Source organism: Marinobacter sp. L-80, from assembly GCF_056859395.1.
Genome location: NZ_JBSXOI010000056.1, coordinates 92,370 through 116,891 on the forward strand (window position 1 = coordinate 92,370; position 24,522 = coordinate 116,891).

The 24,522-nt window shown below is 58.2% G+C and carries 19 protein-coding genes; 3 read left to right on the forward strand and 16 right to left on the reverse strand.

Translation table 11 applies throughout. The annotated features are described in order from the left end of the window. Positions 1 to 7: 7 nt before the first annotated feature. The 15 genes from AC13E3_RS07745 to AC13E3_RS07815 form a co-directional block, all read right to left on the reverse strand. A complete protein-coding gene (locus AC13E3_RS07745) occupies positions 8 to 562 on the reverse strand; it encodes a nitrous oxide reductase accessory protein NosL (protein WP_273069409.1) in 555 nt (184 codons plus the stop codon). A gap of 14 nt (positions 563 to 576) precedes the next feature. Further along, a complete protein-coding gene (locus AC13E3_RS07750; protein ID WP_008175377.1) occupies positions 577 to 1,407 on the reverse strand; it encodes an ABC transporter permease in 831 nt (276 codons plus the stop codon). Next, positions 1,404 to 2,336: an ABC transporter ATP-binding protein gene (locus tag AC13E3_RS07755; RefSeq protein WP_008175379.1), complete on the reverse strand. Its 933-nt coding sequence runs from the start codon at positions 2,334 to 2,336 to the stop codon at positions 1,404 to 1,406. The genes AC13E3_RS07750 and AC13E3_RS07755 overlap by 4 nt, the downstream gene beginning before the upstream one ends. Next, positions 2,333 to 3,601, reverse strand: coding sequence for a nitrous oxide reductase family maturation protein NosD (locus AC13E3_RS07760; protein WP_482901881.1), 1,269 nt, complete (start codon positions 3,599 to 3,601; stop codon positions 2,333 to 2,335). Before AC13E3_RS07760 ends, AC13E3_RS07755 begins: the two co-directional genes overlap by 4 nt. A gap of 225 nt (positions 3,602 to 3,826) precedes the next feature. Continuing rightward, positions 3,827 to 5,722 carry a TAT-dependent nitrous-oxide reductase gene (nosZ, locus tag AC13E3_RS07765; protein WP_008175382.1) on the reverse strand — a complete coding sequence of 632 codons (1,896 nt, stop codon included), beginning with the start codon at positions 5,720 to 5,722 and terminating at the stop codon, positions 3,827 to 3,829. Between the two features lie 64 nt (positions 5,723 to 5,786). Continuing rightward, positions 5,787 to 7,886 (reverse strand): transcriptional regulator NosR, encoded by a 2,100-nt coding sequence (gene nosR / locus AC13E3_RS07770; protein ID WP_482901902.1) that lies wholly within the window; start codon positions 7,884 to 7,886, stop codon positions 5,787 to 5,789. 157 nt (positions 7,887 to 8,043) lie between these two features. Next, positions 8,044 to 8,445, reverse strand: coding sequence for a hypothetical protein (locus AC13E3_RS07775; protein WP_008175391.1), 402 nt, complete (start codon positions 8,443 to 8,445; stop codon positions 8,044 to 8,046). A gap of 36 nt (positions 8,446 to 8,481) precedes the next feature. Further along, positions 8,482 to 8,868, reverse strand: a complete 387-nt coding sequence (locus AC13E3_RS07780; RefSeq protein WP_482901882.1) for a putative zinc-binding protein — start codon at positions 8,866 to 8,868, stop codon at positions 8,482 to 8,484. Between the two features lie 43 nt (positions 8,869 to 8,911). Continuing rightward, positions 8,912 to 9,661: a Crp/Fnr family transcriptional regulator gene (locus AC13E3_RS07785; RefSeq protein WP_288366604.1), complete on the reverse strand. Its 750-nt coding sequence runs from the start codon at positions 9,659 to 9,661 to the stop codon at positions 8,912 to 8,914. A gap of 341 nt (positions 9,662 to 10,002) precedes the next feature. Next, the gene (locus tag AC13E3_RS07790; RefSeq protein WP_482901883.1) at positions 10,003 to 10,809 is read right to left on the reverse strand and encodes a peptidylprolyl isomerase; all 807 of its coding nucleotides are present in this window, start codon (positions 10,807 to 10,809) and stop codon (positions 10,003 to 10,005) included. Positions 10,810 to 10,873: 64 nt separating this feature from the next. After that, positions 10,874 to 11,551: a respiratory nitrate reductase subunit gamma gene (gene narI, locus AC13E3_RS07795; protein ID WP_482901903.1), complete on the reverse strand. Its 678-nt coding sequence runs from the start codon at positions 11,549 to 11,551 to the stop codon at positions 10,874 to 10,876. 23 nt (positions 11,552 to 11,574) lie between these two features. After that, on the reverse strand, positions 11,575 to 12,315 hold the full coding sequence (gene narJ, locus AC13E3_RS07800) for a nitrate reductase molybdenum cofactor assembly chaperone (RefSeq protein WP_482901884.1): 741 nt from the start codon (positions 12,313 to 12,315) through the stop codon (positions 11,575 to 11,577). A gap of 10 nt (positions 12,316 to 12,325) precedes the next feature. Beyond that, on the reverse strand, positions 12,326 to 13,900 hold the full coding sequence (narH, locus tag AC13E3_RS07805; RefSeq protein WP_064227622.1) for a nitrate reductase subunit beta: 1,575 nt from the start codon (positions 13,898 to 13,900) through the stop codon (positions 12,326 to 12,328). Then, positions 13,897 to 17,640 carry a nitrate reductase subunit alpha gene (locus AC13E3_RS07810; protein ID WP_008175404.1) on the reverse strand — a complete coding sequence of 1,248 codons (3,744 nt, stop codon included), beginning with the start codon at positions 17,638 to 17,640 and terminating at the stop codon, positions 13,897 to 13,899. The genes narH and AC13E3_RS07810 overlap by 4 nt, the downstream gene beginning before the upstream one ends. A 120-nt stretch (positions 17,641 to 17,760) precedes the next feature. Beyond that, the gene (locus AC13E3_RS07815; protein ID WP_008175406.1) at positions 17,761 to 19,029 is read right to left on the reverse strand and encodes an MFS transporter; all 1,269 of its coding nucleotides are present in this window, start codon (positions 19,027 to 19,029) and stop codon (positions 17,761 to 17,763) included. 181 nt (positions 19,030 to 19,210) lie between these two features. On the opposite strand from AC13E3_RS07815, the gene AC13E3_RS07820 reads away from it, so the two are divergent. The 3 genes from AC13E3_RS07820 to ubiT all read left to right on the forward strand — a co-directional run bounded on the left by AC13E3_RS07820 (position 19,211) and on the right by ubiT (position 22,307). Then, complete coding sequence (locus AC13E3_RS07820) at positions 19,211 to 21,070, forward strand: histidine kinase (RefSeq protein WP_288366610.1); 1,860 nt, start codon at positions 19,211 to 19,213, stop codon at positions 21,068 to 21,070. Between the two features lie 17 nt (positions 21,071 to 21,087). Further along, positions 21,088 to 21,747 carry a two-component system response regulator NarL gene (narL, locus tag AC13E3_RS07825; protein ID WP_273083364.1) on the forward strand — a complete coding sequence of 220 codons (660 nt, stop codon included), beginning with the start codon at positions 21,088 to 21,090 and terminating at the stop codon, positions 21,745 to 21,747. A 68-nt stretch (positions 21,748 to 21,815) separates the two neighbouring features. Continuing rightward, positions 21,816 to 22,307 carry a ubiquinone anaerobic biosynthesis accessory factor UbiT gene (ubiT, locus tag AC13E3_RS07830; RefSeq protein ID WP_288366612.1) on the forward strand — a complete coding sequence of 164 codons (492 nt, stop codon included), beginning with the start codon at positions 21,816 to 21,818 and terminating at the stop codon, positions 22,305 to 22,307. A gap of 10 nt (positions 22,308 to 22,317) precedes the next feature. On the opposite strand, the gene AC13E3_RS07835 is transcribed toward ubiT, so the two are convergent. Further along, complete coding sequence (locus AC13E3_RS07835; protein WP_482901885.1) at positions 22,318 to 24,306, reverse strand: putative bifunctional diguanylate cyclase/phosphodiesterase; 1,989 nt, start codon at positions 24,304 to 24,306, stop codon at positions 22,318 to 22,320. Positions 24,307 to 24,522 lie beyond the last annotated feature (216 nt).

Sequence of the window (24,522 nt, forward strand, 5' to 3'; positions counted from 1 at the left end):
TTCATTTCTAGTGGTCCATTCCGTCCATTCCGTCCATACCATCCATACCATGCTTCGCCAGGCCGGTATTCAGATGCTCCATGGTGATCGAACTGTATTTCAGAACCTCACCGCCATGTTCCATCATGAACCCGTGGGCGGCTTCCTCGGTCGCAAAGGAGGCAAGCGTCGGCCCCATGGCGCCCGAGCGGTCAGAGCCAACCACGAAGAAAGCGTCCCGGGCGTCGATCAGGGCGGTGTCGTCCGGATGCTCCCACTCGGTCTGGGTCATGTCGTGGACGTAGAGGGTGTGATCACGGTTTTCATTCTCCGGCTGGAGCATCCAGGCGAACATGTCCTTGGTGGAGCAGAACTTACGGACGTGCTGCTCTTTCTCGGTTATGGCCTCACCCTTGGGGCCCGGGAAATTGGAGATCACCATGCCGCAGACGTGGCATTCATCGCCGCTTTCGAAATGCACCGGTTCGGGTTTGGCCATGGTCTGCTCCTCATTGCCCGAACAGGCGGTGAGGGTTATGGCTGCCAGAGCGGCGAGGAGCCAGTTGAGTTTACTTCTGTTCATCGGGATAACTCCGTTCAGATACGACGGTTTCGGAAAAGTAACAGGGCGCCTGCCAGCGGGATGGCAAACCACAGCACCAGGCCGATCCACAGGCCGGTGGCGCCGATGGGCAGATCGGCACCGAGACTGAGGACGCCGCTGAGCTGGGCGGTATCGCCGAAGGCAACGATATTGAGCAGGCGGTAGACATCCGTGGGATTGAGCATCAACAGCCAGGGCAACAGTTCAGCACTGAACTGGCCTTCGCTGGCCACGAGGGTGCCCAGCAGCATCAGGTCGAAGATCAGCACGAAGAAGAACCAGATCGCCAGGGCCAGGCCGGCGGCGATGGGCTTTTCGCTGACCCGCACACTGATCACGTAGGCAAGGGCAATAAATCCCCATCCCAACAGAACGGTGGAGCCAATAAACCGCAGCATGGCTGCCGCGAGACTGGCGATAGCAACGTTTTCCACCAGCACCGCAATGGCCACGCCGGCAACGCCGAAACCAATCACGGTGGCAAGCGCGAGAGTCAGGCCATGGCCCAGGAACTTTCCGAGTAGCAGCTGGCTTCGGCTAAGAGGGTAAGTCAGCAGTAACAGCAGGGTTCCACCCTCTTCTTCCCCGACGATGGCATCGTAGGCCAGCAGCAGTGCAATCAACGGGATCAGGAAGATTCCAAGGCTCGCGAGACTGGCAATGGTGGCCGGCGTGGAGGCATACCCCACCTGCCCCGAGGCTGCAGCGCCAAACCAGGCAATGCCCAGGGCCAGAGTCGCAAACACGAGGGAAATGGCCATCAGCCAGCGGTTGCGCAGGCTGTCACTGAGTTCCTTGCGGGCAATGGTCCAGATACTGTTCATTGACTGCCTCCCCGGTGGGCCAGGCCACCGGAACCGATAAAGTGCACGTAGATGTCTTCCAGGCTGGGCTGATGAATGCTGAGATCTGCCACTTCCCCCGATGCCATCACTGCATTCAGCAGGGCCATTTTCTCCCTCGGCTGCACATCCACCCGCAGGCGCCCACTATCGGTCTTGATGATCAGGCCACTGCTGCTCGAGGCCCTGTCGATCACATGTTCCAGCGCCGAGATACTGTTGGCTGGTTCCAGAGACAGGGTTACCGGCATATTCGCCTGCCGCCTCAGTGCGGCCAGATCGCCAGCGGCCTTCAGTGCGCCATCGGTGAGAATGGCCGCACGATCGATGTAAGGCTCGACACCGGGCAGGACATGGGAACACAGCACAATGCCCGTGCCCCCATCACGCAGCTCCCGGAGCAACCGGTACAGGTCTGCCGTGGCGACCGGATCCAGCCCCACCGTAGGCTCGTCCAGCATCAGCAGCCTGGGCTTACCCAACAGCGCCTGGGCCAGACCAAGACGCTGGCGCATGCCTTTCGAGTAGGTCTTGGTGCGGGCACCCATCGCATCGCCAAGGCCAACCTGTTCGAGCAGTTGCGGCACCTGTTGCAGGGACGCGCCCTTCAACCGGGCGAAATGGTTCAGAATCTCCCGACCGGTCAGCTGCGGATAGAACATCACGTTCTCCGGCAGGTAACCGATGTGCTGGGTTACCTGCGGATCGCCGGCATGGCCGCCAAGCACGGAAACCGATCCCTGGTTGGGGTTCATGAGCCCCAGGATCAGCTTGATACAGGTTGTCTTACCGGCCCCGTTATGGCCGAACAACCCCAGAATCTCCCCCGGCTCCAGAGTCAGGTCGATCCCCGTAAGGACCGGGCTCTTGTCGTACCGGTAACTCACATTCTCAAGACGAAAACAGCTCATCGGTTCTCCGGTTGAAGCTCTGCGGGCATCCGCATCAGGGGATGGGAATCGGTCACACCGGCGGACTTGACCACCGGAAACGCATCCTGCACCCAGCGCAGGGTATCCACCGCCGGGCTGAACATCAGAACCTTGGCTTCCGGGTATTTCCACAGCAGCCGGTCCACGTTGTCATTGGGCTCATAGGGCACATCGCCAACGCCATCCTGATCCCGGTCCCAGCCCAGGTAATCACTCCAGTAATTGCCCTTACCGTCACTGGACCACTCCTGCGTGCGGGTGGCGACATACTTCACCTGACGCTGATTGTTCACGAACGCGTTGCCAAAAACCTCGTTGTCTTCCGAACCCGCCGTCAGATGAATTCCGATATTACTGTCGGCAAAGACATTGCCTTCAAAGGTGTTGTACAGCGAGTTGTAGATAAACACCGCCTTACCTTCAGCCCCCTCAATGGCAACACCGGCGGTCTGCCCCTGGGACACGCCCGTCACCACGTTCCCCCGCAGCTCTGACTGAGTAATGAAATTCATCAGAATCCCGTAGTTCTCATCATTAACCGACCGGTTGTTAATCACCTTCAGACGCTTGCTCTGCATCAGCGCATAACCGGTTCGCGTGTTACGGGTGACATTGTTCTCCAGCAGATTATTCATCGAGTACATGTAATGGATGCCATAACGCAGATCCGCCATCTCATTGACCCGGATCGTATTGTTATTCGCCGTCTCCATATAAATCGCATCCCGCGTCCGACGGATGTCATTGCCTTCAATCAGCGCGCCGGTGGTATTGAACAGATGAATCCCATTGCCCCGGTCATTCGGACGCAGACTGTCATCACCGCGAATCCTATTATCGCGGACCGTCACATCCGGCGTTGCATCCAACCACACCCCGAACGCCGGCCCCTGCAAACGGTTGTTCGCAACCACCGCACCCCTGGCCTCCCGAGCCACAAAAATCCCCGCATCCAGCTCGTTAAGATCGCTGCCCCAGTTGCGAACGGCACATCCGGAAAACGTCACCCCCTCGGCGATGATATCCACCGCATTGCCCTGACCGCCCGGGTCAATCACCGTCTCGGCATGGCAAGACACAGACACACCGGGCACCCGGATTGCCAGAAACGAAATCTGTTCAGGGGGAAGCTCAAAGCTCGCGCCCGGTTCCAGGGCATCAAGCTGTTCTTGCAGGTCCGCTTGCGCGGTCAGCGATAACAGAGCGACTGTCAGGGCCACTCCATAACGCAAAATTCGATACATCAACGTTTCTCAAGAGTAAGGAAATTGGCGAACTGCACTTTACTTCGAGCAAATCGATGGCAAAGGGCTTTCCGAAACCGTAGAGGGCCATGGATGGCCCGATCCGAGCCCTACAGGGACGTACTCGCGGGCGTGTTTCGGAAAGCCCTTTGCCATCGGTTTGCCACACCCAAGCAGCAGGCTTGCCAGGGCCCGATCATCAGGCCCCGGCAAGACCGACCTAAATCAGGCCTTCTCTACAATCATGCGACCGCGCATCTCCATATGCAGCGCATGACAGAACCAGTTGCAGTAGTACCAGTGCACCCCGGGACGATCCGCCTTGAAGGTCACCGAAGCCGTCTGCTGCGGACTGACCTCCATGCTCACACCATGGTTCACCATACAGAAACCGTGGGTCACATCCTCAATGGTGTCCAGGTTGGTCACATACACGGTCACCTCATCACCCTGCTTCACCTTGAACTCCGTCATCCCGTACTGCGGCGCAATTGAGGTCATGTAAACACGAACCTTGTTGCCATCGCGGATAACCTTGTTGTCGGCTTCCAGAGTAACGCCATCCTTCTTGGCCTGCTCAACGGCAGAGGCAAAGAACGGATCGTCACGATCGTAGATCTTCCTGGTCTTGATCTGATCACGACGGACCAGAATGCAGTCGTGGGGCTCGGCGAAGGCCGGGCCATCGTGAACCAGCTTCATCTCCTCGCCGGAGATATCGATCAGCTGGTCGTTCTCCGCATGCAAAGGTCCAACCGGCAGGAACCGGTCCTTGGAGAACTTCGACAGCACCACCAGCCACTTGCCATCGGCATCCCGGGATTCGGTCAGAGACGCGTGGTTGTGGCCCGGCTGATAATGCACATCCAGCTTCTGGCGGATGTAGTTCACGTCCTCGCCGTTGTAGTGCCTGATGGCATCGGCAATGTTCCACTTGCACACCTGGCTGTCGATAAACAGAGTGGTGTAGGCGTTACCCCGACCGTCGTATGTGGTGTGCAGGGGCCCAAGACCCAGCTCTGGCTCACCCACCACGGTATCACGGGGCTCAATCGCTCCGTCGAACAGGTCATCCAGCTTCTCGATCGAAATAATGGTGACCGTTGGCGACAACTTGCCATTGGCAATAAAGTACTTGCCGTCCGGGGAGGTATTCAGGCCATGCGGGTTCTTGGGAACCGGGATGTAGCGGGTCAGGTCCGAGCCTGCACGACCGTCCACCACAGGCACCTTGGAGTCGCCCAGGGTCTTGTAGTTACCGTCCCGGACTGCCTTCTCGATGCGCTCGATGTTGAACACGACGGCCCAATCCCGATCGTTGCGCATGGTGCCGGCCAGATCCAGTGCCTTCTCCGAGTTGTAGCAGGTGGCACAGGCGTATTTGCCGGTGTAGTCTGCATCGGTGTTGTCCAGGTTGCCATCCACAATCACCTGGAAGGCCACTTCCATGGTTTCCGCGTCCACCGCATTGAACATGGTATAGCTGTTTTCAAGGCTGGTATCGCTGCCGTCGTTCGGGTGCGGGATCACGTATTCCCCGTTACAGAAGACGTACTTGGTCTTCGGCACCTTCTGCAGCCGCAGACCATGGATGGCCTGAACGTTGGGAATGGCGGTGATCTTGTCACACTTCATGATGTCCAGACGGATACGGGCAACCCGGGTATTGGCCTTGTCATTGATGAACAGATACTTGCCATCGTAACGGCCATCCGTCATGGAAATATGCGGGTGGTGGGAGTCACCGTTCAGGTGGGTATTGTCATGGCCCAATACGTCTTTGCTCTCGTTGCTAATCCCCCAGCCTGTCGCAGAATCCACGTTGAACACGGGGATACGCATGAGTTCCCGCATGGATGGGATGCCCAGGACCCGTACTTCACCGGAGTGACCACCACTCCAGAAACCGTAGTACTCGTCCAGTTCGCCGGGGTGCACAACGTATTTATTGCGGGCTTCTTCGGCGGCAGCCGCGAACGATTCCCGTGACATCACTGCAGCACCAAGGCCGGTTGCCCCGGCAACACCGGCGAGTGCCGCGGCACCCATGAACCGGCGGCGACTCTGCCCGCTCTCGGGAAGCGCCTGGGTATCCTTGGTCAGATCATCTCTTTTTTTCATAACATCCAACTCCGTTATTGGTAATGGCGGTTTTGCTTCTCGTGCTTTCTTTTTATGGGACTACTCAAGACACCTGAACCACGGGTATTTCCTCCGGGTGGCCTGGTGCGTTATGGCCACGGCGCTTGCCGCGTCGCTTGACGATCAGCGGTGGGCACTTGTGGTCATCGAAATAGGTCATCTGGCAGTCCAGGCAGTAATGGCATTCCATGTAGTTGATGTGGCCGTCCGGGTGGATCGCCTGAACTTCACACTCGTGATCGCACAGCCGGCAAGGATTGCCACATTCCTTGCGGCGTTTGAGCCAGTCGAACACTCGCAGTTTGCTTGGCAGTGCCAAAGCCGCGCCCAGCGGACACATGTAGCGGCAAAACACTTTGCGGGTGAACAGGTTGACCACCAGTAGCAACACGGCGTAAGTCACGAAAGGCCAGCTGCGATCAAACTTGAGGGTGATGGCGGTCTTGAACGGCTCCACCTCTGCAAGCCGTTCGGCGGTCGCCATGGAATCCAGCGACACTCCGAACAACACCAGCAGAATGATGTACTTGATGGCCCATAGCCGCTCGTGCACGGCAAAAGGCACGGTGTATTGGGGTACTTTCAGCTTGCGGGCAATTTCGTTCAGCAGTTCCTGCAGCGCGCCGAACGGGCACAACCACCCACAGTAAACCGCCCGGCCCCAGAGCAGGATGATGCCTGCCACCACGGCCCAGAGAATGAAAATCACCGGGTCGATCAGGAAGGTTTCCCAGCTGAAGCCACTGATCAGGCTGTTCACAAACGTGAGCACGTTGACGATGGACAGCTGCCCCATGGCAAACCAGCCGATGAAGAACAGGGTGTAGGTCAGAAATGCGTGGCGGATCCAACGCATGATCCTGGGTTTTTTCACCAGCCAGTCCTGGAAGAACAGGATAAACATCAGCACGCCGATACCGATGCCCAACACCACAATCTGGAACTCCCGCTGGTACCACACCTGCACCCACATAGGCTGGCTCTCCAGCCATTCTTCCTCGGAGACGACTGTCTCCGGACGGGTGTAATACTGCTCCGGCAGCTGGTACTCCAGCGGGAATACCTGGAATTCGCTGTCCAGCGGCCCGGTCTGGCGCTTCACCGTGAGCTCAAGTGTCCAGGGTGTACCGGGATCGAAGTTGTACTGCTGGCGAATGATGAAGATCGCCATCTCCGTGAATTCCGGCATGCCCTCGGCATAGACGTCGCTTAGCCGGTAGAAATCCAGGTCACGGAAATTGAAGGTGTCGCCGAACTGACGGATCTGGATGCGATCGAAGATGCCGCCGCGAACATAACCTGACCCCTTGAAGGAGTATTCGCCGTTGGCCATCACGGCAATGGCATGCTCGCCTTCCTCCAGCTCGGATGTCAGCCACTGGTACTGGCTTTCGCCCAGCAGATTCCGGCCGATGGTGGGCGCATCCAGGTAAGCGGCATACAGATCAATCAGCGGCTCTTTGCGTTCCTCCGGGCCCGCGGTATCAACGCCTTCGGCTTCCGTCCCCTTGAAGGAATCATCCACCTGGCCCGTGGTAAGCATCAACCGGCGCACAGAGCCGTCACCGGTCAGTTCCTGCCAGGTTTTCTGTTCAAAGGCCTGTTTGTCGACGGTCGCCAGAGGCGGACGGGTGCCATCCTCGCCCTCAACCATGCCCAGTTCCACTGCCACGCGGTGGGCGGTGCGCATGATCACTTCATTGATCACCATCACGGTAACTGTGGCACCGGACAATCCGTCAACGGCTACTTTCCGCTCTGTGGAGGTCCCGCCCACGGTTACCCGTTGATCGGCCTTGAGGCCCGTGTACTGGTCGGTAAAGGCGTGCATTTTGCTTTCGGGTATGCCCACCAGGAGAATGGGTTCGTCGTGGTGGATTACCTTGGCGGCCTTGATGGTGCCTTCGGCATCCAGCACCACCATGGCATTGACCGGCTTGCCCGAGTAGGCGGGGGTCTGGACAAAATCCAGTGACTGATAGGCGTAGCCCACCAACTCCTTACGGACGTAGAGCTCCTGGATGGCCCGATTGCCTTTCCGGGGAATCACCCGGGTGACATCCGGAAACGCCTGCTCAATGACCTGACGACCGGCAACGGGCTCATACTTGGACAGAGGCGCTGCATCCAGGGCCATGGCCATGATCGACGCGAAAAAGACAAAAGCGAAGCGGGAAAAAACGGACACAGAAGACTCCCTGAGAAAAAGCGCCTTATTGCTTCAGCCTAGGCAAATTAGAGGAAAATCAAATACCTCTTATTGAATACACCTGGCGGAGGAACTGATCGACTTCACGCTGTCAGCCCAGGCTGACAGCGTTTCCGTATGAATCGAGAGGGAGGTAATTACTTATATGGCCGAGGCGGATGGACTCCACCATCATGGTCAGCGGCTGCTGCGCCTCATCGGTGGATGGGGGCGTGCCACCGCGGCCGGACATGGCGGCGACGAACACCACATCCCAGGACTGGCCTGTGGCCCGGGATTCTTCTTGCAAGGCCCCGAAATCCGGTGCCTCTTCGGGCGTCTTGTCGACGCAGATCACCGGCGTCAGGGCGCCGCCTTCACCGCGCTCAAAAGCGGCTCTTTCTTCCGGGGAGGCCTCGTCCGGCAACTCTGCCCGGCAGAAAACGAATAGCAGGCGCTGGGGCTCCTGCTGGCTGTGGGAGGCCTGAATCAGGTCACTGTAACTGCTGATCATCTTGGTGAATCCTTACTGGTACCGGGCCGCTGCGATTTACGCGTGGCGGGCAATGAGCTGGTCGGACGAGGTTAGCCTGCGGACTTCGTCGCAGACTTCTTCCACGGCATCTTCGCCGTAGCTCTGTCCATAATGTTTCTTGAAGCCGAATTCGTAGAGCCGGACATGCTCATCGGGCTCCACACCGATGTTCTCGAGGCAGGCCCGGGCACAGTGCAATGGGCAGCCATCAATAACGGTGATCGGGCGACCGGACCTGGCTGTTTTCACCAGGGACGGCACCTTGCCGCCGACGCCGGAGATGCAGGACATTTCGAACTCACCGGCATGATCGAGCCTTACCGCCACATTGTTGGCCAGCTGCGCCACATCAGAGCAGCCGGAACATGAGTAAATCAGTGGACGTTGCTTTCTCGATGTCACTTGTCCCCCTTTCCAAAAAGCCTGGAGGTTTGAATGTGATCCGTTACTGGCTGATCTCAATCAGACGCTGCGGATCCGAGATGAACAGTCGGCTGCGGTTGACCCGCACCAGGCCGTTGGCTTTCAGGTCCGCCAGAATCCGGGAGAAAGTCTCCGGCTGCATGGCCAGCCTGGAGGCCACCAGGCACTTGGGTAGCGGCAACTCGACTTCTCCACCCTCATCTGCGCCATTGGGCAGCAGGTCGATCAGGTAGCGGATCAGGCGGTCACGGGCGTTCTGTACGGTCATGATTTCCAGGTCGTGGAACCGGGAAACCGCGCGTTTGGCGTAATGCCGCAGGGCTGCCTGGGCGTATTTCGGGTTGCTTTCCAGCATGTCCTGGTAGGCTTTCACGGGGATCATCAGAACCTCGCTGGATTTCAGGGCCTCGGCGTAGCAGGCATACCGGGGCGGATCGGCATAGATCATGACTTCGGCGAAGCAGTCGCCAGGGGCGATGCTGTCGAGGGTTCGGTCGATGCCGGAGGAGTCCAGGCGGTAAAGACGCAAGCGGCCGGAGATCACGAAGAAGAAATGGTGCGCCGGCATGTCCTGGCGGTAAAGCAGCTGGTGATGGCCAAGGAGGATTCTTCGGGATTGCTGGATCAGGTGCTGCAGGTCTTTGCCATTAAGTTCCGAGAACAGTGGATGGCTGCGCAGGGCCTGGAGGCCGTCTTCGTCGTCAAAGGGTTTGTTGATGGCGACGAGCACGGGTTTGGTGTAGCGGGTTTCGGCCGTTTGGGTCAGTGCCATTGGTGTATCCTCTCTGCATATTCATGCATGCGAAATCATGATTTAAATAGTAGAAGGATACTGGGGGAAAATCGCTCCCCCCATGGGGGTAGTCGGGGGGTTATTCGGGAGTAATTGATCTAACTCAAAGTGTTTTTTTGCTAACTAATTTGAGTCGAAAAGGCTACCGCTAGGTCTGGCGCCTGGCGCACTGAACATCGAGTACAGACTGGCAGGAACCCCCTTTCCAAAACACGCTCCTTGCGGCACATCCATGTGGCGCTTGACTGCAGCCATCCATGGCTGCAGACAGTTTTGGAAAGGGGGTTCCTGCCAGTCTCCAGGCTTTGGTCGCGCGCCTTTTACTGCATTAGTGGCGAGTCGGGCAGCTCGAGATCTACTCCTTCTACCCCGGTTTCCGCTGCCAGAACCTGCAGGTACTGACGGAAGGCCCGGCGGGTAACGCTTTCGCTCAGGTACTGCCGGATCTGGGGTTTTACGTGCTCATACGGAAGCTGCTGGCCGTCGATGCGCTGGTCAACGCGGACAATGTGCCAGCCGTAACGGGTTTCGATCAGTTCCGGGTTGAGTCCTTCCTGGAGTGCAAGAACCGGGCGTTCGAATTCGTCGACGGTCTGGCCTTTGCTGATCTGGCCGAGGCTGCCGCCCTGGTGGCGGGATTCGCAGGCAGAGTATTGTTTGGCCAGTTCGGCGAACTGGGAGCGGCCGTCGATGAGGGACGACAGCAGCTGTTGGCCGGCTTCTTCCTGGCGGATGCGTTCCTGGACGTCGTCCGGGGCAGCAGCGAGGAGGATGTGGCTGACGGCCATCAGCGTTGGGCTGCGGAAGCGGGCCGGGTTGGCGTTATAGAAGCGTTCGCAGTCCTGTTCGGTGGGGTCCGGGACGTTGAGTTCGAGTTCCAGTACCCGGGCAATGCGGTCTTCCTCGTCGGCGATGTCGTCGAGCTTGAGGCGGCTGGCCTGTTGCAGGAGGAGCTCGCGGATGACGAGGCTTCTGGCGGCTTCATGCCAGGCTTCGGCGACTTCTTCGGCCGGGTGGTGCTGCATTTCCCGGGCGATGTCGTCTTCGCCGATGAGGGTTTCACCCACGGTGACCGGCGGGAACTGGTTTCTGGGTTCTTCGGCGTCGCCGACGGGGATGAGTTGCATAGCAATAACCTCGGTAAACATGGGGTCAGATGAATGCTTTCATCCGACCCCGATTTCATTTGCATCAGGCGCGCTTGCGAACCACCTGGTACCTGCGCCCGAAATACTCCACCGGCACGCTGAGCATGTGCACCAGTCGGGTAAACGGGAAGAGTACGAAGATGGTCAGGCCCAGGAAGATGTGGGTCTTGTAGATCCAGTGCACGTCGGCAATGTAGCCGGCCACGCCGCCCTGGAGGGTGACAATGCCCTGGGCCCAGGCAGAGAACTTGAGCATGGTGCTGCCATCCAGGTGACCCATGGTGGGCAGAATGGTCAGCAGGCCGAGTGCCAGCTGAATGACAAGGATGATGATGATCATGTTATCGGCGAAGGTGCTGCTGGCCTTGATGCGCGGATCAGTGAGCCGGCGCCAGGCGAGCATGCCGCCGCCAATGATGGCCATGACGCCGGCAATACCACCCACAACAATCGCCAGGATCTGCTTGGTGCCGGGGGTCATGAACGGCTCGTAGAGCGCGTGCGGTGTCAGCAGGCCCACCAGGTGGCCGAAGAAGATCACCAGAACGCCGACATGGAACAGCACGCTGGCCATCACCATGTTTTTCTTGCGCAGCATCTGGCTGGAGTGTGCTTTCCAGGTGAACTGTCCCTGGTCATAGCGTGCCCAGGTACCGATCACGAGGATTGCGAGTGCAATGTAGGGATAAACCCCAAACAACAGTGTATTGAGATAGGACATCATTTCCGTTTCCTCCTGCGCCCTCAGGCGCGCCCTGCCTGACGGGGTGTAGCGTCCGTCATCAGCTGATCACTCAGGTGAATGGTCTGGGTCTGTTCCAGTTCGCGGCGGCGTTGGCCTACAACGTTGCCGGTGCTGCAGGAGCTGCCCTGATCATCAACAAACTTCACCATTTCCTCTTCCCAGACCTTATCCAGAGCCTCCGGGGTGTCGTCGCGCTCTTCCGAGGCGACGATCTGAGCCAGCTCCTGGCGGTTTGCCGCACGCCCGGAGAGAGTCAGCAGCGAATCCATCACCACGTGATAGAAGCTTTCCCGCTGGTACAGACGCTCACCCAGCAAGCCCAGGATATGGTGGATGTCCTCCAGCCAGTTCCGGATCTCGTCCCAGGGGCGGGTGGAGAGGTATTCCAGGAACAGCGGCAGGTAATCCGGCAGTTCCCTGGCATCGATTTCCAGACCGTTGCTGCGGTATTCCTCCATCAGGTCCACCATGGCCTGACCACGGTCGCGGGATTCCCCGTGCACGTGTTCGAACAGCAGCAGCGACGTGGCCCTGCCTTTGTCGAACATGCCAACGTAGTTCTCCTGCATGTCCAGCAGGTCGCCATCGCAGACCATTTCCACACAGCGCAGCAGTTGCTCCTTGTTCTGCCTCGGCAGCCGGCTGTCCTCAAGGACAGCGGCAATGAGGGCATCTTTGGAGGCCTGGAGTTCTTCGGTCGGGTACTCAAGTACCCGTGCCAGTACTTTTAAAAGTTGCATCGCGGCCTCCTTATTCCTGCAGCTGTTTCGGGTCAACCTGCTTCACGGTCGACAACTTCTGGACCATGCTGGTGGTCTGTTTGCGGCCACCGAACATGTTGAACTTGCTGTCGCCGTTGCAGCCTTCACCGAAGCTGAAGCCGCAACCGTTGCGCTCGCCATGGGCGGTGGCATCGGGGAAGGCTTCTTTCGCCAGCTCGCGGTGGCTGGTGGGAATCACGAAGCGGTCCTCGTAGTTGGCGATGGCCAGGTAGCGGTACATCTCGTCCGCCTGGGCCTTGGTCAGACCGGCTTCTTCAAGGGCGCGCAGGTCTTCCTTGCCTTCAACGGTCTCGGCACGCTTGTACAGACGCATGGCCATGATCCGCTTGAGAGCCCGGACAATCGGCTTCTCGTCACCAGCTGTAAGCAGGTTGGCCAGATACTTCACCGGGATCCGCAAGCTTTCGATCTTCGGCAGTATGCCGTCGAATTCGACCTTGCCGGCTTCCGCCGCGGACTGGATCGGGCTCAGGGGCGGCACGTACCAGACCATGGGCAGGGTGCGGTATTCCGGGTGCAGCGGCAGGGCCAGTTTCCAGTCCACCGCCATCTTGTACACCGGGCTCTGCTGGGCGGCTTCGATCACGTTCATCGGGATGCCGTCTTTCTTCGCCTGCTCGATCACTTTCGGGTCGAACGGATCCAGGAAGATTTCCAGCTGCTTTTCATAGAGTTCATGCTCGCCCGGGGCGCTGGCCACTTCCTCGATGCGGTCTGCGTCGTAAAGCAGCACACCGAGATAGCGAATCCGGCCAACACAGGTCTCGGAGCACACGGTGGGCATGCCGGCTTCGATCCGCGGATAGCAGAAAATGCACTTCTCGGACTTGCCGGTTTTCCAGTTGAAGTAGATCTTCTTGTACGGGCAGCCGGAGACACACATCCGCCAGCCACGGCACTTGTCCTGGTCGATCAGGACGATGCCGTCTTCCTCACGCTTGTAGATGGCACCACTCGGGCAGCTGGCAACACACGCCGGGTTCAGGCAGTGCTCGCACAGGCGCGGCAGGTACATCATGAAGGTGTTTTCGAACTGGCCGTAGATATCCGCCTGTACCTGGTCAAAGTTCTTGTCCTTGCGGCGCTTGGCGAACTCGGTACCCAGGATTTCTTCCCAGTTGGGACCCCATTCGATTTTCTGCATGCGCTGGCCGGAGATCAGCGAGCGCGGCCGTGCCACCGGCTGGTGCTTCATGTCGCCGGCGGTATGCAGGTGCTGATAATCGAAATCGAACGGCTCGTAGTAGTCGTCGATCTGGGGCAGGTCCGGGTTGGCGAAGATGTTCGCCAGTACCCGGAAACGGCCACCGATCTTCGGGCGGATCTTGCCGGAGCTGTCACGCATCCAGCCGCCCTTCCACTTGTCCTGGTTCTCCCACTCTTTCGGGTAGCCGATACCGGGCTTGGTCTCGACGTTGTTGAACCAGGCGTATTCCATGCCTTCACGGCTGGTCCATACGTTTTTGCAGGTGACTGAACAGGTGTGGCAACCGATGCACTTGTCCAGGTTCAGCACCATGCCGACTTGGGAACGGATCTTCATTTTACAGCCTCCTGAACAGTGTCATTGCCTTCACCGTCGAGCCAGTCGACGTTGTGCATCTTGCGAACCACCACGAATTCGTCGCGGTTGGAACCTACGGTTCCGTAGTAGTTGAAGCCGTAGGAATACTGGGCGTAGCCGCCGATCATGTGGGTCGGCTTCGGGCACACCCGGGTGACCGAGTTGTGGATACCGCCACGGGTACCGGTAATTTCCGAGCCCGGAATGTTCACGATCCGCTCCTGGGCGTGGTACATCATCACCATGCCGGGCATCACCCGCTGACTCACAACCGCCCGGGCTGCAATGGCGCCATTGGCGTTGAACAGCTCGATCCAGTCGTTGTCCTCAATGGCCAGTTCTTTTGCGTCGTCCTCACTCAGCCACACAATCGGGCCACCGCGGGACAGGGTCAGCATCAACAGGTTGTCGCTGTAGGTGCTGTGGATACCCCACTTCTGGTGCGGCGTGATCCAGTTCAGCGCTTTCTCGGCGTTGCCGTTGCTGCGCTGGTTGATCATGCTGCTGACCGTCTTGGTGTTGATCGGCGGGCGATACACCAGCAGGCTCTCGCCGAAGGCGCGCATCCACTCGTGGTCCTGGTAGAACTGCTGACGACCAGTCAGGGTGCGCCAGGGGATCAGCTCATGGACGTTGGTGTAACCGGCGTTGTAGGAGACATGCTCGTCTTCCAGACCAGACCAGGTCGGGCTGGAGATGATCTTGCGCGGCTGCGCCACGATATCCCGGAAGCGGATCTTTTCCTCTTCCTTGTTCTTCGCCAGATGGGTGTGGTCCAGGCCGGTCATTTCTGACAACGCAGCCCAGGCTTTCACCGCAACCTGGCCGTTGGTTTCCGGGGCCAGTGTCAGGATGACCTCGGCTGCATCAATGGCACTCTCGATCTTCGGACGGCCTGCGTTCGCCCCCTCGATGTGGGTGTAGTTCAGATCCTTGAGGAAGTTCACTTCCTTCTCGGTGTTCCAGTTGATGCCCTTGCCACCGTTACCCAGCTTGTCCATCAAAGGACCAAGCGAAGTGAAGCGCGCGTAGGTGTTCGGGTAGTCCCGCTCAACGGTGATGAAGTTGGGCGCGGTCTTGCCCGGGATCAGGTCGCACTCGCCGCGCTTCCAATCCTTCACATCAAACGGCTGGCCCAGCTCGGCCGGAGCGTCGTGCAGCAGCGGCAGGGTAACCACGTCTTTCTCGACACCCAGGTGGCCTTCGGTGGCCTTGGAGAACGCCTTGGCAATGCCCTTGTAGATCTCCCAGTCACTGCGCGCTTCCCAGGCCGGATCGGTAGCGGCGGTCAGCGGGTGGATGAACGGGTGCATGTCGGAGGTATTCAGATCGTTCTTCTCGTACCAGGTGGCCGTTGGCAGAACGATGTCTGAATACAGACAGGTGGTGGACATACGGAAATCCAGGGTCACCAGCAAGTCGAGCTTGCCTTCCGGCGCCTCGTCATGCCATTTGACCTCTTTCGGCTTGGCGCCACCTTCGTGGCCCAGATCCTTGCCCTGCAGGCCACTCTTGGTACCCAGCAGGTACTTGAGCATGTACTCGTGGCCCTTACCGGAGGACCCCAGCAGGTTGGATCGCCAGATAAACATATTGCGCGGATGGTTCTGGGGCGCTTCCGGATCCTCACTGGCAAACGCCAGGGAACCGTCCTTCATGGACTGCGCCACATAGTCCGACACTTCCATTCCGGCTTTTTCCGCCTCGGCAGCAATACCCAGCGGGTTGCGGTTGAGCTGCGGGGCAGACGGCAGCCAGCCCATGCGCTCGGCGCGCACGTTGTAGTCAATCAGGCTGCCGCCGAATTTGGACTTGTCCGCCAACGGCGACAGGATCTCATCGACACCCAGCTTCTCGTAACGCCACTGACCGGAGTGGGCGTAGAAGAAGGAGGTGGAGTTCATATGCCGGGGCGGACGCTGCCAGTCCAGACCAAAGGCCAGGGGCTGCCAGCCGGTCTGCGGACGCAGCTTTTCCTGGCCTACATAGTGAGCCCAACCGCCACCGCTCTGGCCGATACAGCCACACATGATCAGCATGTTGATCAGGCCGCGGTAGTTCATGTCCATGTGGTACCAGTGGTTCATACCGGCACCGACGATGACCATGGACCGGCCCTTGGTCTTGTCGGCGTTGTCGGCAAACTCACGGGCAATACGGATCACTTTCTCGGCGGGGACGCCGGTGATCTTTTCCTGCCACGCAGGGGTGTAGGGCTTCACTTCGTCATAGGAAGTGGCACCGTCGTCCTCGCCCAGGCCACGGCTGATGCCGTAGTTGGCCACCATCAGGTCGTAAACGGTGACCACGCGCCCTTCGGAGCCGTCCGCCAGCTGCACCTTGCGGGTACCCAGCTTGTGCTTGAGGATGTCCTTGATTTCCACGTGCTTGAAGTGGTCGTGCTCGATACCACCGAAGTACGGGAAGGCAACGTCCACAACGTCATCGTGCTTCTCGACCATGGACAGCTGCAGGTTGACGTCGGAGCCCTTGGCGGTTTGCTTCAGGTTCCACTTGCCCTTTTCGCCCCAGCGGTAGCCAATGGAACCATTGGGCGCCGTCAGCTCACCGGAGGCCTCATCGATCGCGATGGTTTTCCACTCGGGGTTGTTTTCTTCACCCAGCCCGTCCACCAGGTCACTGGCGCGCAGGAAGCGGCCCGGCACGAAGCTGCCGTCATCCTTCTCTTCCAGCATGACCAGGTAAGGCATGTCGGTGTAGCGACGCACGTAGTCGGTGAAGTACTCACTGGGGTTGTCGACGTGGAACTCTTTCAGGATCACGTGGCCCATGGCCATGCCCAGAGCGGCATCGGTGCCCTGCTTGGGGTTCATCCACTCGTCGGACAGCTTGGAGACTTCGGCGTAATCCGGAGTAATGGCGACGGTCTTGGTGCCCTTGTAGCGAACTTCGGTAAAGAAGTGGGCGTCCGGGGTACGGGTCTGGGGTACGTTGGAGCCCCAGGCAATGATATAGCCGGAGTTGTACCAGTCTGCGGATTCAGGCACGTCGGTCTGCTCACCCCAGGTTTGCGGGGAGGCCGGCGGCAGGTCGCAGTACCAGTCGTAGAAGCTCATGCAGACGCCACCGATCATGGACAGGTAACGGCTGCCGGCTGCGTAGGAGACCATGGACATGGCAGGAATCGGCGAGAAGCCGATGATGCGGTCTGGGCCATGCTTTTTGGCGGTGTAAACGTTGGAGGCGCCAATCAGCTCGTTGACTTCATCCCAGCTTGAGCGCACGAACCCGCCCATGCCACGGCGGGGCTTGTACTCAGCGGTTTTCTTGGGGTCTTCCACGATAGAAGCCCAGGCCTCCACCGGATCATTGAACTGCATGCGCGCGGCACGCCAAAGCTTCATCAGATGCTTGCGCATCAGCGGGTATTTCAGCCGGTTGGCGCTGTACATGTACCAGGAGTAGCTGGCACCACGGGGGCAGCCACGGGGCTCGTGGTTAGGCAGATCCGGACGGGTACGGGGATAGTCGGTTTGCTGGGTTTCCCAGGTAACCAGGCCGTTCTTGACGTAAATTTTCCAGCTGCAGGAGCCGGTGCAGTTTACGCCGTGGGTGGAGCGCACAACTTTGTCGTGCTGCCAGCGCTGGCGGTAGCTGTCTTCCCACTCGCGGCTGACTTCGTGGGTTTCGCCGTGTCCGTTCGCGAACGGCTCGCGCTTCTTCCTGAAGTAACTCAGTTTATCGATCAAATGACTCATGGTCTCTCTCCGTCTGCCGGATCGTTTCTCCGATTTGAGACCATTGTGTGTGAGAAAAACCGCGAAATCTGCGTGGTTACTACCTCATAACCCGTTTCTACCACCCTGGGGGTAGGTGGCTTATATCCCCGGGTGGAGTAGGTGTTCACGCTCGTGTCGGCGACTTTCCCGGGCAAACAGGAAAAGACAGCCCACAAGCAGCAGGAAGAGAATCATGAAGACCGCACTGCGGATACCCAGCCAGTGGTTAACGCTGCTGAAAATCACCGGCAGAACAAAGGCTACGGAACAGGCACTCACCAGCAGCAAGCCGGCAACAAAGGCCGCCACCGAACGATTTTCAACAATAACCAGCCGCTGGAGGCTACCCATGGTGCAGCCCATGGCCAGCCCGAGCGTGACGACAAACACACCCTCCAGTTGCATGGGCAGGGCAAATTCAACCCGGATAGTGGCGTCAACGCCCTGGATAAACAGGGTCATGGGTGGGTAGGACAAAACAAACAGCGCCATCAGACAGACCATCAGTGCTCGGCTGACAACCCTTGCACTGCCGAACCGATCGGCAAATCCGCCTCCCACAATCTGGGCCAGGGCCCCGGGAATCACAAACCATTGAGCCAGGCGCGCGCCGGAATCCACTGACAGATCGAACTGTGACGACAAATAATCCGGCAGCCACAAAGCCAACGCAAAGAAGCTGCCGGCGACAACGCCAAAATAGCCACAAAGCTGACCGGCCCGCCTCGTCTGCATGCGGTGGAGCAGCACCCGGACTGAGGTTTCGGCGGTCGGGTCCGCCTCGGCGTCTTCCGGATCGGTAAGCATGACCAGCAGCGCAAGCACCAGCAACAGCACGATCAGATAGGCCAGCGGCACCCCGTGCCAGGAAAAGGCCTCATGGAACAGTGGCACCAGGTAGTAGTTGAATCCCGCGCCGGTCACACCGGCGCCAAACACCCCGAGCACAAGGCCCAGGCGTCTAGATTCACAGTGTCCTGTCACGAACTGCAACCCGGCACTGTAGAATCCACCCGCCAGCCCGAGGCCGCCGGCGGCAATCAGGTACCCGGGGAAGGTATCGGTGGTCAGAAGTATCACCATGCAGGCTGCGAGTCCGGCCAGGCAAATCAGCATGATCCGGCGGGCGCCGAATTTCTGCGCCGCCAGGCCCGCTGGAACGGCCAGCGCCGCGCCCACCGCCATCGGCATCGCCAGCAGGAATCCAAACTGCAAGTCGCTGAGAGCCAGCTCCGAACGCAGATGGACTCCGGCCACCGCAAACAGAGTCCAGCACCCGGCAGCAACAACAAAGCCCGCCACCGCCAACGGCAGCACCACTGCCAATGACGCCAGCCGGTCATCTGCATGATCCGTTTCGGACTTCATTACTGTCGCTCTTCTGGAAACCTGTTTTTCAGTTTCTTCTTTTGATCATAAAAGGGTCAAAGATTATGATGGGTTACCAACTATTGGGGTAATTGACTATCCTCAAGGAGGTATCACCGAATCTTGGTGCGGGGCATAATTCACCCACCCCCGCCACACGCATTGATGCGCAAGAGACTGAATGAAATCCAGAAGCCCGCTTGTAAACCGAATCGCCCTCGTTGTTGGCGCCGTGGTGGTGACAGCCCTTGTCAGCATGGCGACCACGCTTGCGGTTTCCAAAAGCATCGAAGGCAATGCCACCGCGATCAATCTGGCGGGCGCCCTGCGCATGGGGGCCTTTCAGTTGCTTGCCCGGAGCGCGGGGCCTGTCGTTTCAGAATCCGGGGAGCGCTCAATCGGGCAGATGCTGGAGCGCTACGAGACCAAGTTGGCTGACGCCAGCATTACCGACGCCATCCCCGAGAACCGTGACCATCCTCTGGCCGCCCAGTACGAGGCCATTCTTCAATCCTGGGAAACCGTGCTTCGGCCTGCCCTGCAGGAACACGACCAGAGCACCCCCATTTCCGCGGCCATGCTCGCTTCAACGCAGCAATACGTTGATAACGTAGACCAGCTGGTCAATATGCTGGAACAGCGAACCGAAGCCCGTATTGACCTGCTGCACCTGATTCAGATCATCAGCCTGGCTTTTTCCATTCTTATCATCGTGGCGCTGTTCATCGATCTGAAAAACCGTATTTTGCGGCCACTGCGCAAGCTGGTCAGCATCGCCATCGCCGTGGGCGACCAGGACTTTTCCCGTAAGGCCAACCTGAGCGGCTCCGACGAGCTGGCACAACTTGGCCAGGCCTTTGACCAGATGACCAGCGAGCTGGCACTGACCTATTACGAGCTGGAAGAAAGGGCCCGCCTGAAAACGGAAGAGCTTGAAAGGAGCCACGCGGCCCTTCAACTCCTGCATTCCGCAAGCCGGGACCTGTTTGCCAAACACGACCTGTGCAATGGGGCGATCCCCATGCTTCAGGAGCTTGAGCAGCTACTGGGCATTGGCCCGATCCGCCTCTATCTCCATGACAAGGAATCCTCAGAGCCAATTCAAGCAATCACGACCGCCAGCCGGGAACGGCCCTTCTACTGCCGTGATCACCACTGCAATGCCTGCCTGGTGACGCCAGAGGCCTATGACGAGCTTCCCGTGGAATCCAACGACGGTCGGCGGCTCCTGCTACCGATCCGTACCCCCGGACAGCTGCTGGGTACACTGGAGGTCTGGTACCCGGCTGAGGAAGGTCTTTCGAAAACCTCCCGGCGGCTGTTGGAAACCCTCAGCGACCAGCTGGCCACGGCCATTTTCCTGGAACGGCAGATTACCGAGGAGCAGCAGCAGACGCTTGCTGAAGAACGCACAGTGATCGCCCGGGAACTTCATGATTCCCTGGCACAGTCACTTTCATACCTGAAAATGCAGGTTGCCCGGTTGCGCCGCCTTAACATCGACGGCGAGCAACAAAAAACTCACGAGGCGATTCTCGACGAACTCAGTACCGGCCTGAACAGTGCCTATCGCCAGTTGCGGGAGCTGCTGGCGACGTTCAGGCTGAAGCTGGACACGCCGGATCTTGCTACTGCCCTGCAGAAGACCATTGAAGAATTTTCCGAGCGGCTGGGTAAGCCGGTTGGGCTGCAGTACAATCTGCCGCCCCAGACCCTGTCGCCAAATGAAGAGATCCATACCCTGCAGATTGTGAGGGAAGGCCTGGCCAACGCGGTCAAACACGCAGATGCCACGGACATAACCGTGGATGTTCTGTTCGAATCGCCACAAGTACGGGTGCGGATCCGGGATAATGGCAAGGGCCTGCCCGGTAGCGACCAGCCCGTCAATCATTATGGCCTGATCATCATGCAGGACCGCGCCCGGACCCTGGGCGGCAAGGTCGAAGTAAGCAACCGGGATGAAGGGGGTGTGGAAGTCACCCTGGGATTTGTTCCCAAAAGCCGAAACCTGATTCCCACAGAAGCATCAAATGCCTGACCAAAAGAGAGAACCCGATGTCTGAGTCACCCGCAAGTATTCTGTTGATCGACGATCACCCGCTTCTTCGCCAGGGCATCAAACAGTTGATCGATATGGAAGACGATATGAGCGTGGCCGGGGAGGCCAGTAACGCTGCCGACGGCATCCGGCTGGCCACCGAACTGGAGCCCGACCTGATCCTGATGGACCTGAACATGCCCGAAATGGACGGCATCGAAGCGCTCAGAAGACTTCGGGAACAGAACATCAGCTCCCGCATTGTGATGTTCACCGTGTCGGACCAGGAGGATGACGTGGTGGCGGCACTCCGGGCCGGTGCGGACGGCTACCTGCTGAAGGACATGGAACCGGAAGACATGATCAACCAGCTTCATCAGGCGGCGGTCGGCAAAATGGTGATCAGTGACCGATTGACTACCCTGCTGGCCGAGGCCCTGCGCTCCAACAAGCCCCAACAGGCATCACGCCCGGATTTCGACAGCCTGACACCGCGGGAGAAGGATATCTTGCGGCTGATTGCAGAGGGCCTTTCAAACAAGATGATTGGTCGCAAGCTCGACATCAGCGACGGCACCGTGAAAGTCCATGTGAAACACCTGCTGAAGAAACTGAACCTGCGCTCAAGGGTGGAAGTGGCCGTTTGGGCAGTGGAAGAAGGCCTCCACAAGGGCTGAGTTATATCAAATCGTTCCAGAGCACTTTGCTTTACTCTGTGCCGGTTACTGACCGCCCGGAGTAAAGCATGGCTTTTTCACTACCTTCCATTGCCTCCCTGAACTCTCCCCTGATTGGGCAAACGGTTTCCGTCCTTCGGGAGTACCTGCCCTCCCCCGCGCCCATGCTAGGCGCTATTGATCGCAGAATCCCGGTGCCCCTCAAGCAGCTGGCTGCAGAAGCGCCGCTGAATGGCATTTTTGCCCAGGCCATTGATGACGGAGAATTCGATGACTTCGAAGGCCGCCGGATTCGCCTAGAGGTGAACGGCGGACAACCCGGCATCACCATTGGCTTCTGGGCCGGCCGACTCCGGGTGATCGACGGCCCCGGGGAGGCAACCATCCGGGGCTCGCTGACCGCCTTCAGAACCCTGGCGGAACGTCGACAGGACCCCGACCAGCTGTTTTTCCAGAGGAGGCTGGTTATTGAAGGCGACACGGAGCTGGGCCTGGGCGTAAAAAACCTGCTGGATAGCCTGGAGTGGTGTCTCAGTCTGCGAAATCTATTGCGGCAATAGCTCTCTTGCGTTAGCGATGTTTTAGCCATTCGGGAAAGGGCCGCCAACTGGCAACCCATGCTGGCAGCTTTTCGGGCTCCATTGGCGGCGAGATGGCATAGCCCTGTGCGACCTCACAACCAAGCTCCAGCAAGATTTCACCCTGACGAACCGTCTCCACACCTTCCGCAATAAATTGTTTGCGAAATACCCGGGACAACTCGATAACACTCCGGAGTATCGAGTGGTTTTCCAGATCATTTTCGGCGCCAGAAACGAATTCCCTGTCGAGTTTCAGAGTTTCTACTGGCAGCTGTTTAAGATACGACAATGAAGAGTAGCCGGTTCCAAAATCATCGAGTGAGAAAACCACACCCAGAGCCTGGCACGCTGAGATGGTAGCCACGGCCTGCCCCAGATCACCCAGCGTTGCGGATTCAAGAATCTCAAGATCCAGTCGAGAGGGATTGATGTCCGGAAATTCCTTGAGAATATTTGTCAGGGTCTCAGGAAACGCCTCGGACTGCAGATGCAAGGCAGCAATGTTAACGCTCACCTTCAGTTCGAGGTTCTGCTGATCCCAACGTTGCATTTGCCGCAGCGATTCCCGCAGAACCCACTCCCCAACTGAGATGCTCAGATTGTGGTGTTCAATTGCCGGCAGAAACTTGCCCGGAGACATCAACCCTTTGTCCGGGTGTTGCCAGCGTATCAGCGCCTCAGCCCCGACGATCTCGCCCGTTCGCAGGTTAACTTTGGGCTGATACAGGAGCCGGAAATTGTTTCTGGGAAGGGCCTCACGGATTCCTGACAGAATTATCTCTCTGGCACGGTAACGGCCCTGTTCTTCAGCATCCAGATATAGCCAGTCGCCTTTCGCTTCGTGCTTGGCAAGGAACAGTGTCTGGTTCGCTTTGCGAAGCAAACTATCAGCATCCGAAACCGTCTGCTCCACGACAAACACGATACCGGCCGTGAATTCGACGATCACTTGCTGATCATTCAAATGAAAGGCCTGCAGGCCCGATAGGCGCAGAGCTTCGAGCGTGGATTCTATTTCGCTCGTATCTGGTAGTAGCAGTATAAACTCATCGCCCCCTGTTCGGGCGAGGCGGGCTCCCGACGGGATTGAATCAAGCCAACGTCGCGTGAGAAGCTTGAGGAAATAATCGGCGGTGTCTTCGCCGAGCGTGGCATTGATCATCACAAAATCATCAAGATCAATAGCAACCACAGCACCCGACCAGCCCGACCCACTCTGACCTATTCCTTGTAACTGCTTCCTGAGTGCTTGAACGATTCCATTTCTGTTTAACAAGCCTGTCAACGGATCCTCAAATGCGAGCGCTTCCAGTTGTATTTGATATTCGCTGGCCTGATTATCCAAGGCCTCCTTTATTTGCTCTTGCTGAAGACGGTGCAGTTCATCTTCGGTTCGCAGTCGCGCCATTTTTTCCCGCATCAACTGAATGGTGCTTGCAGACAATTTGCCATAGATTTCGAGCAGCGCGCTGACCAGCACAGAAATGGAACCGCTCAACTCGGAATCCACCTTCTCGCTCGCCTCTCCGACCGTTAGCCCCTGATCCATCGCCCGAATGGTAAGCGCCATACGTCGGTCTGATTCAAGAATATGAAAAGCCAGCCACTTGGTAAGATAGTCAAATAGCTCGGTCAGTTTTTCTTCGTGGGATCCAGGCCCTTGCTTGAGCATCTGAATTCGCGCAAAAAACATTTGGTGGTTGTCGTGGTGATTCTTGGCCATTTCCGAATCGCCCAGGGCGCGATCCCAGATCTGCTCTTCAAACTGGAAGTGATAGGATGCATAAGACAGCAGTTCGTCCATTACCCGATCTGCCGTCATTTCCGAAGCATCTGAGGCAAAATGCCACGCTAGTCGATTCAGAATCTCCACCAGGGCTTTATGTTGATCATCAATATCCCCAAACCCGGTCTCAAAATTCCTGTTCCAGGGAAAAATCTCGAAAGTCGTTGATCCGTCAAACTGTGATTTCGCCAACTGATATCACCTCTATCGAAAAGCCGGTAGTCACAGAATAGCGCAAGACGCAGACAACAACCTGCCGAATCGTTCAGCGCGACTAGTCAGTTAAGTCTGCACTTACCCATGATTAGGTGGACCTGTTATGGGTATCGCAACGACGCTGATAGTGGGCGAAAATTAAACAGCAAACTCTGGAACTCAATCTCGTTGAACCGATGAACAGCCTATCCC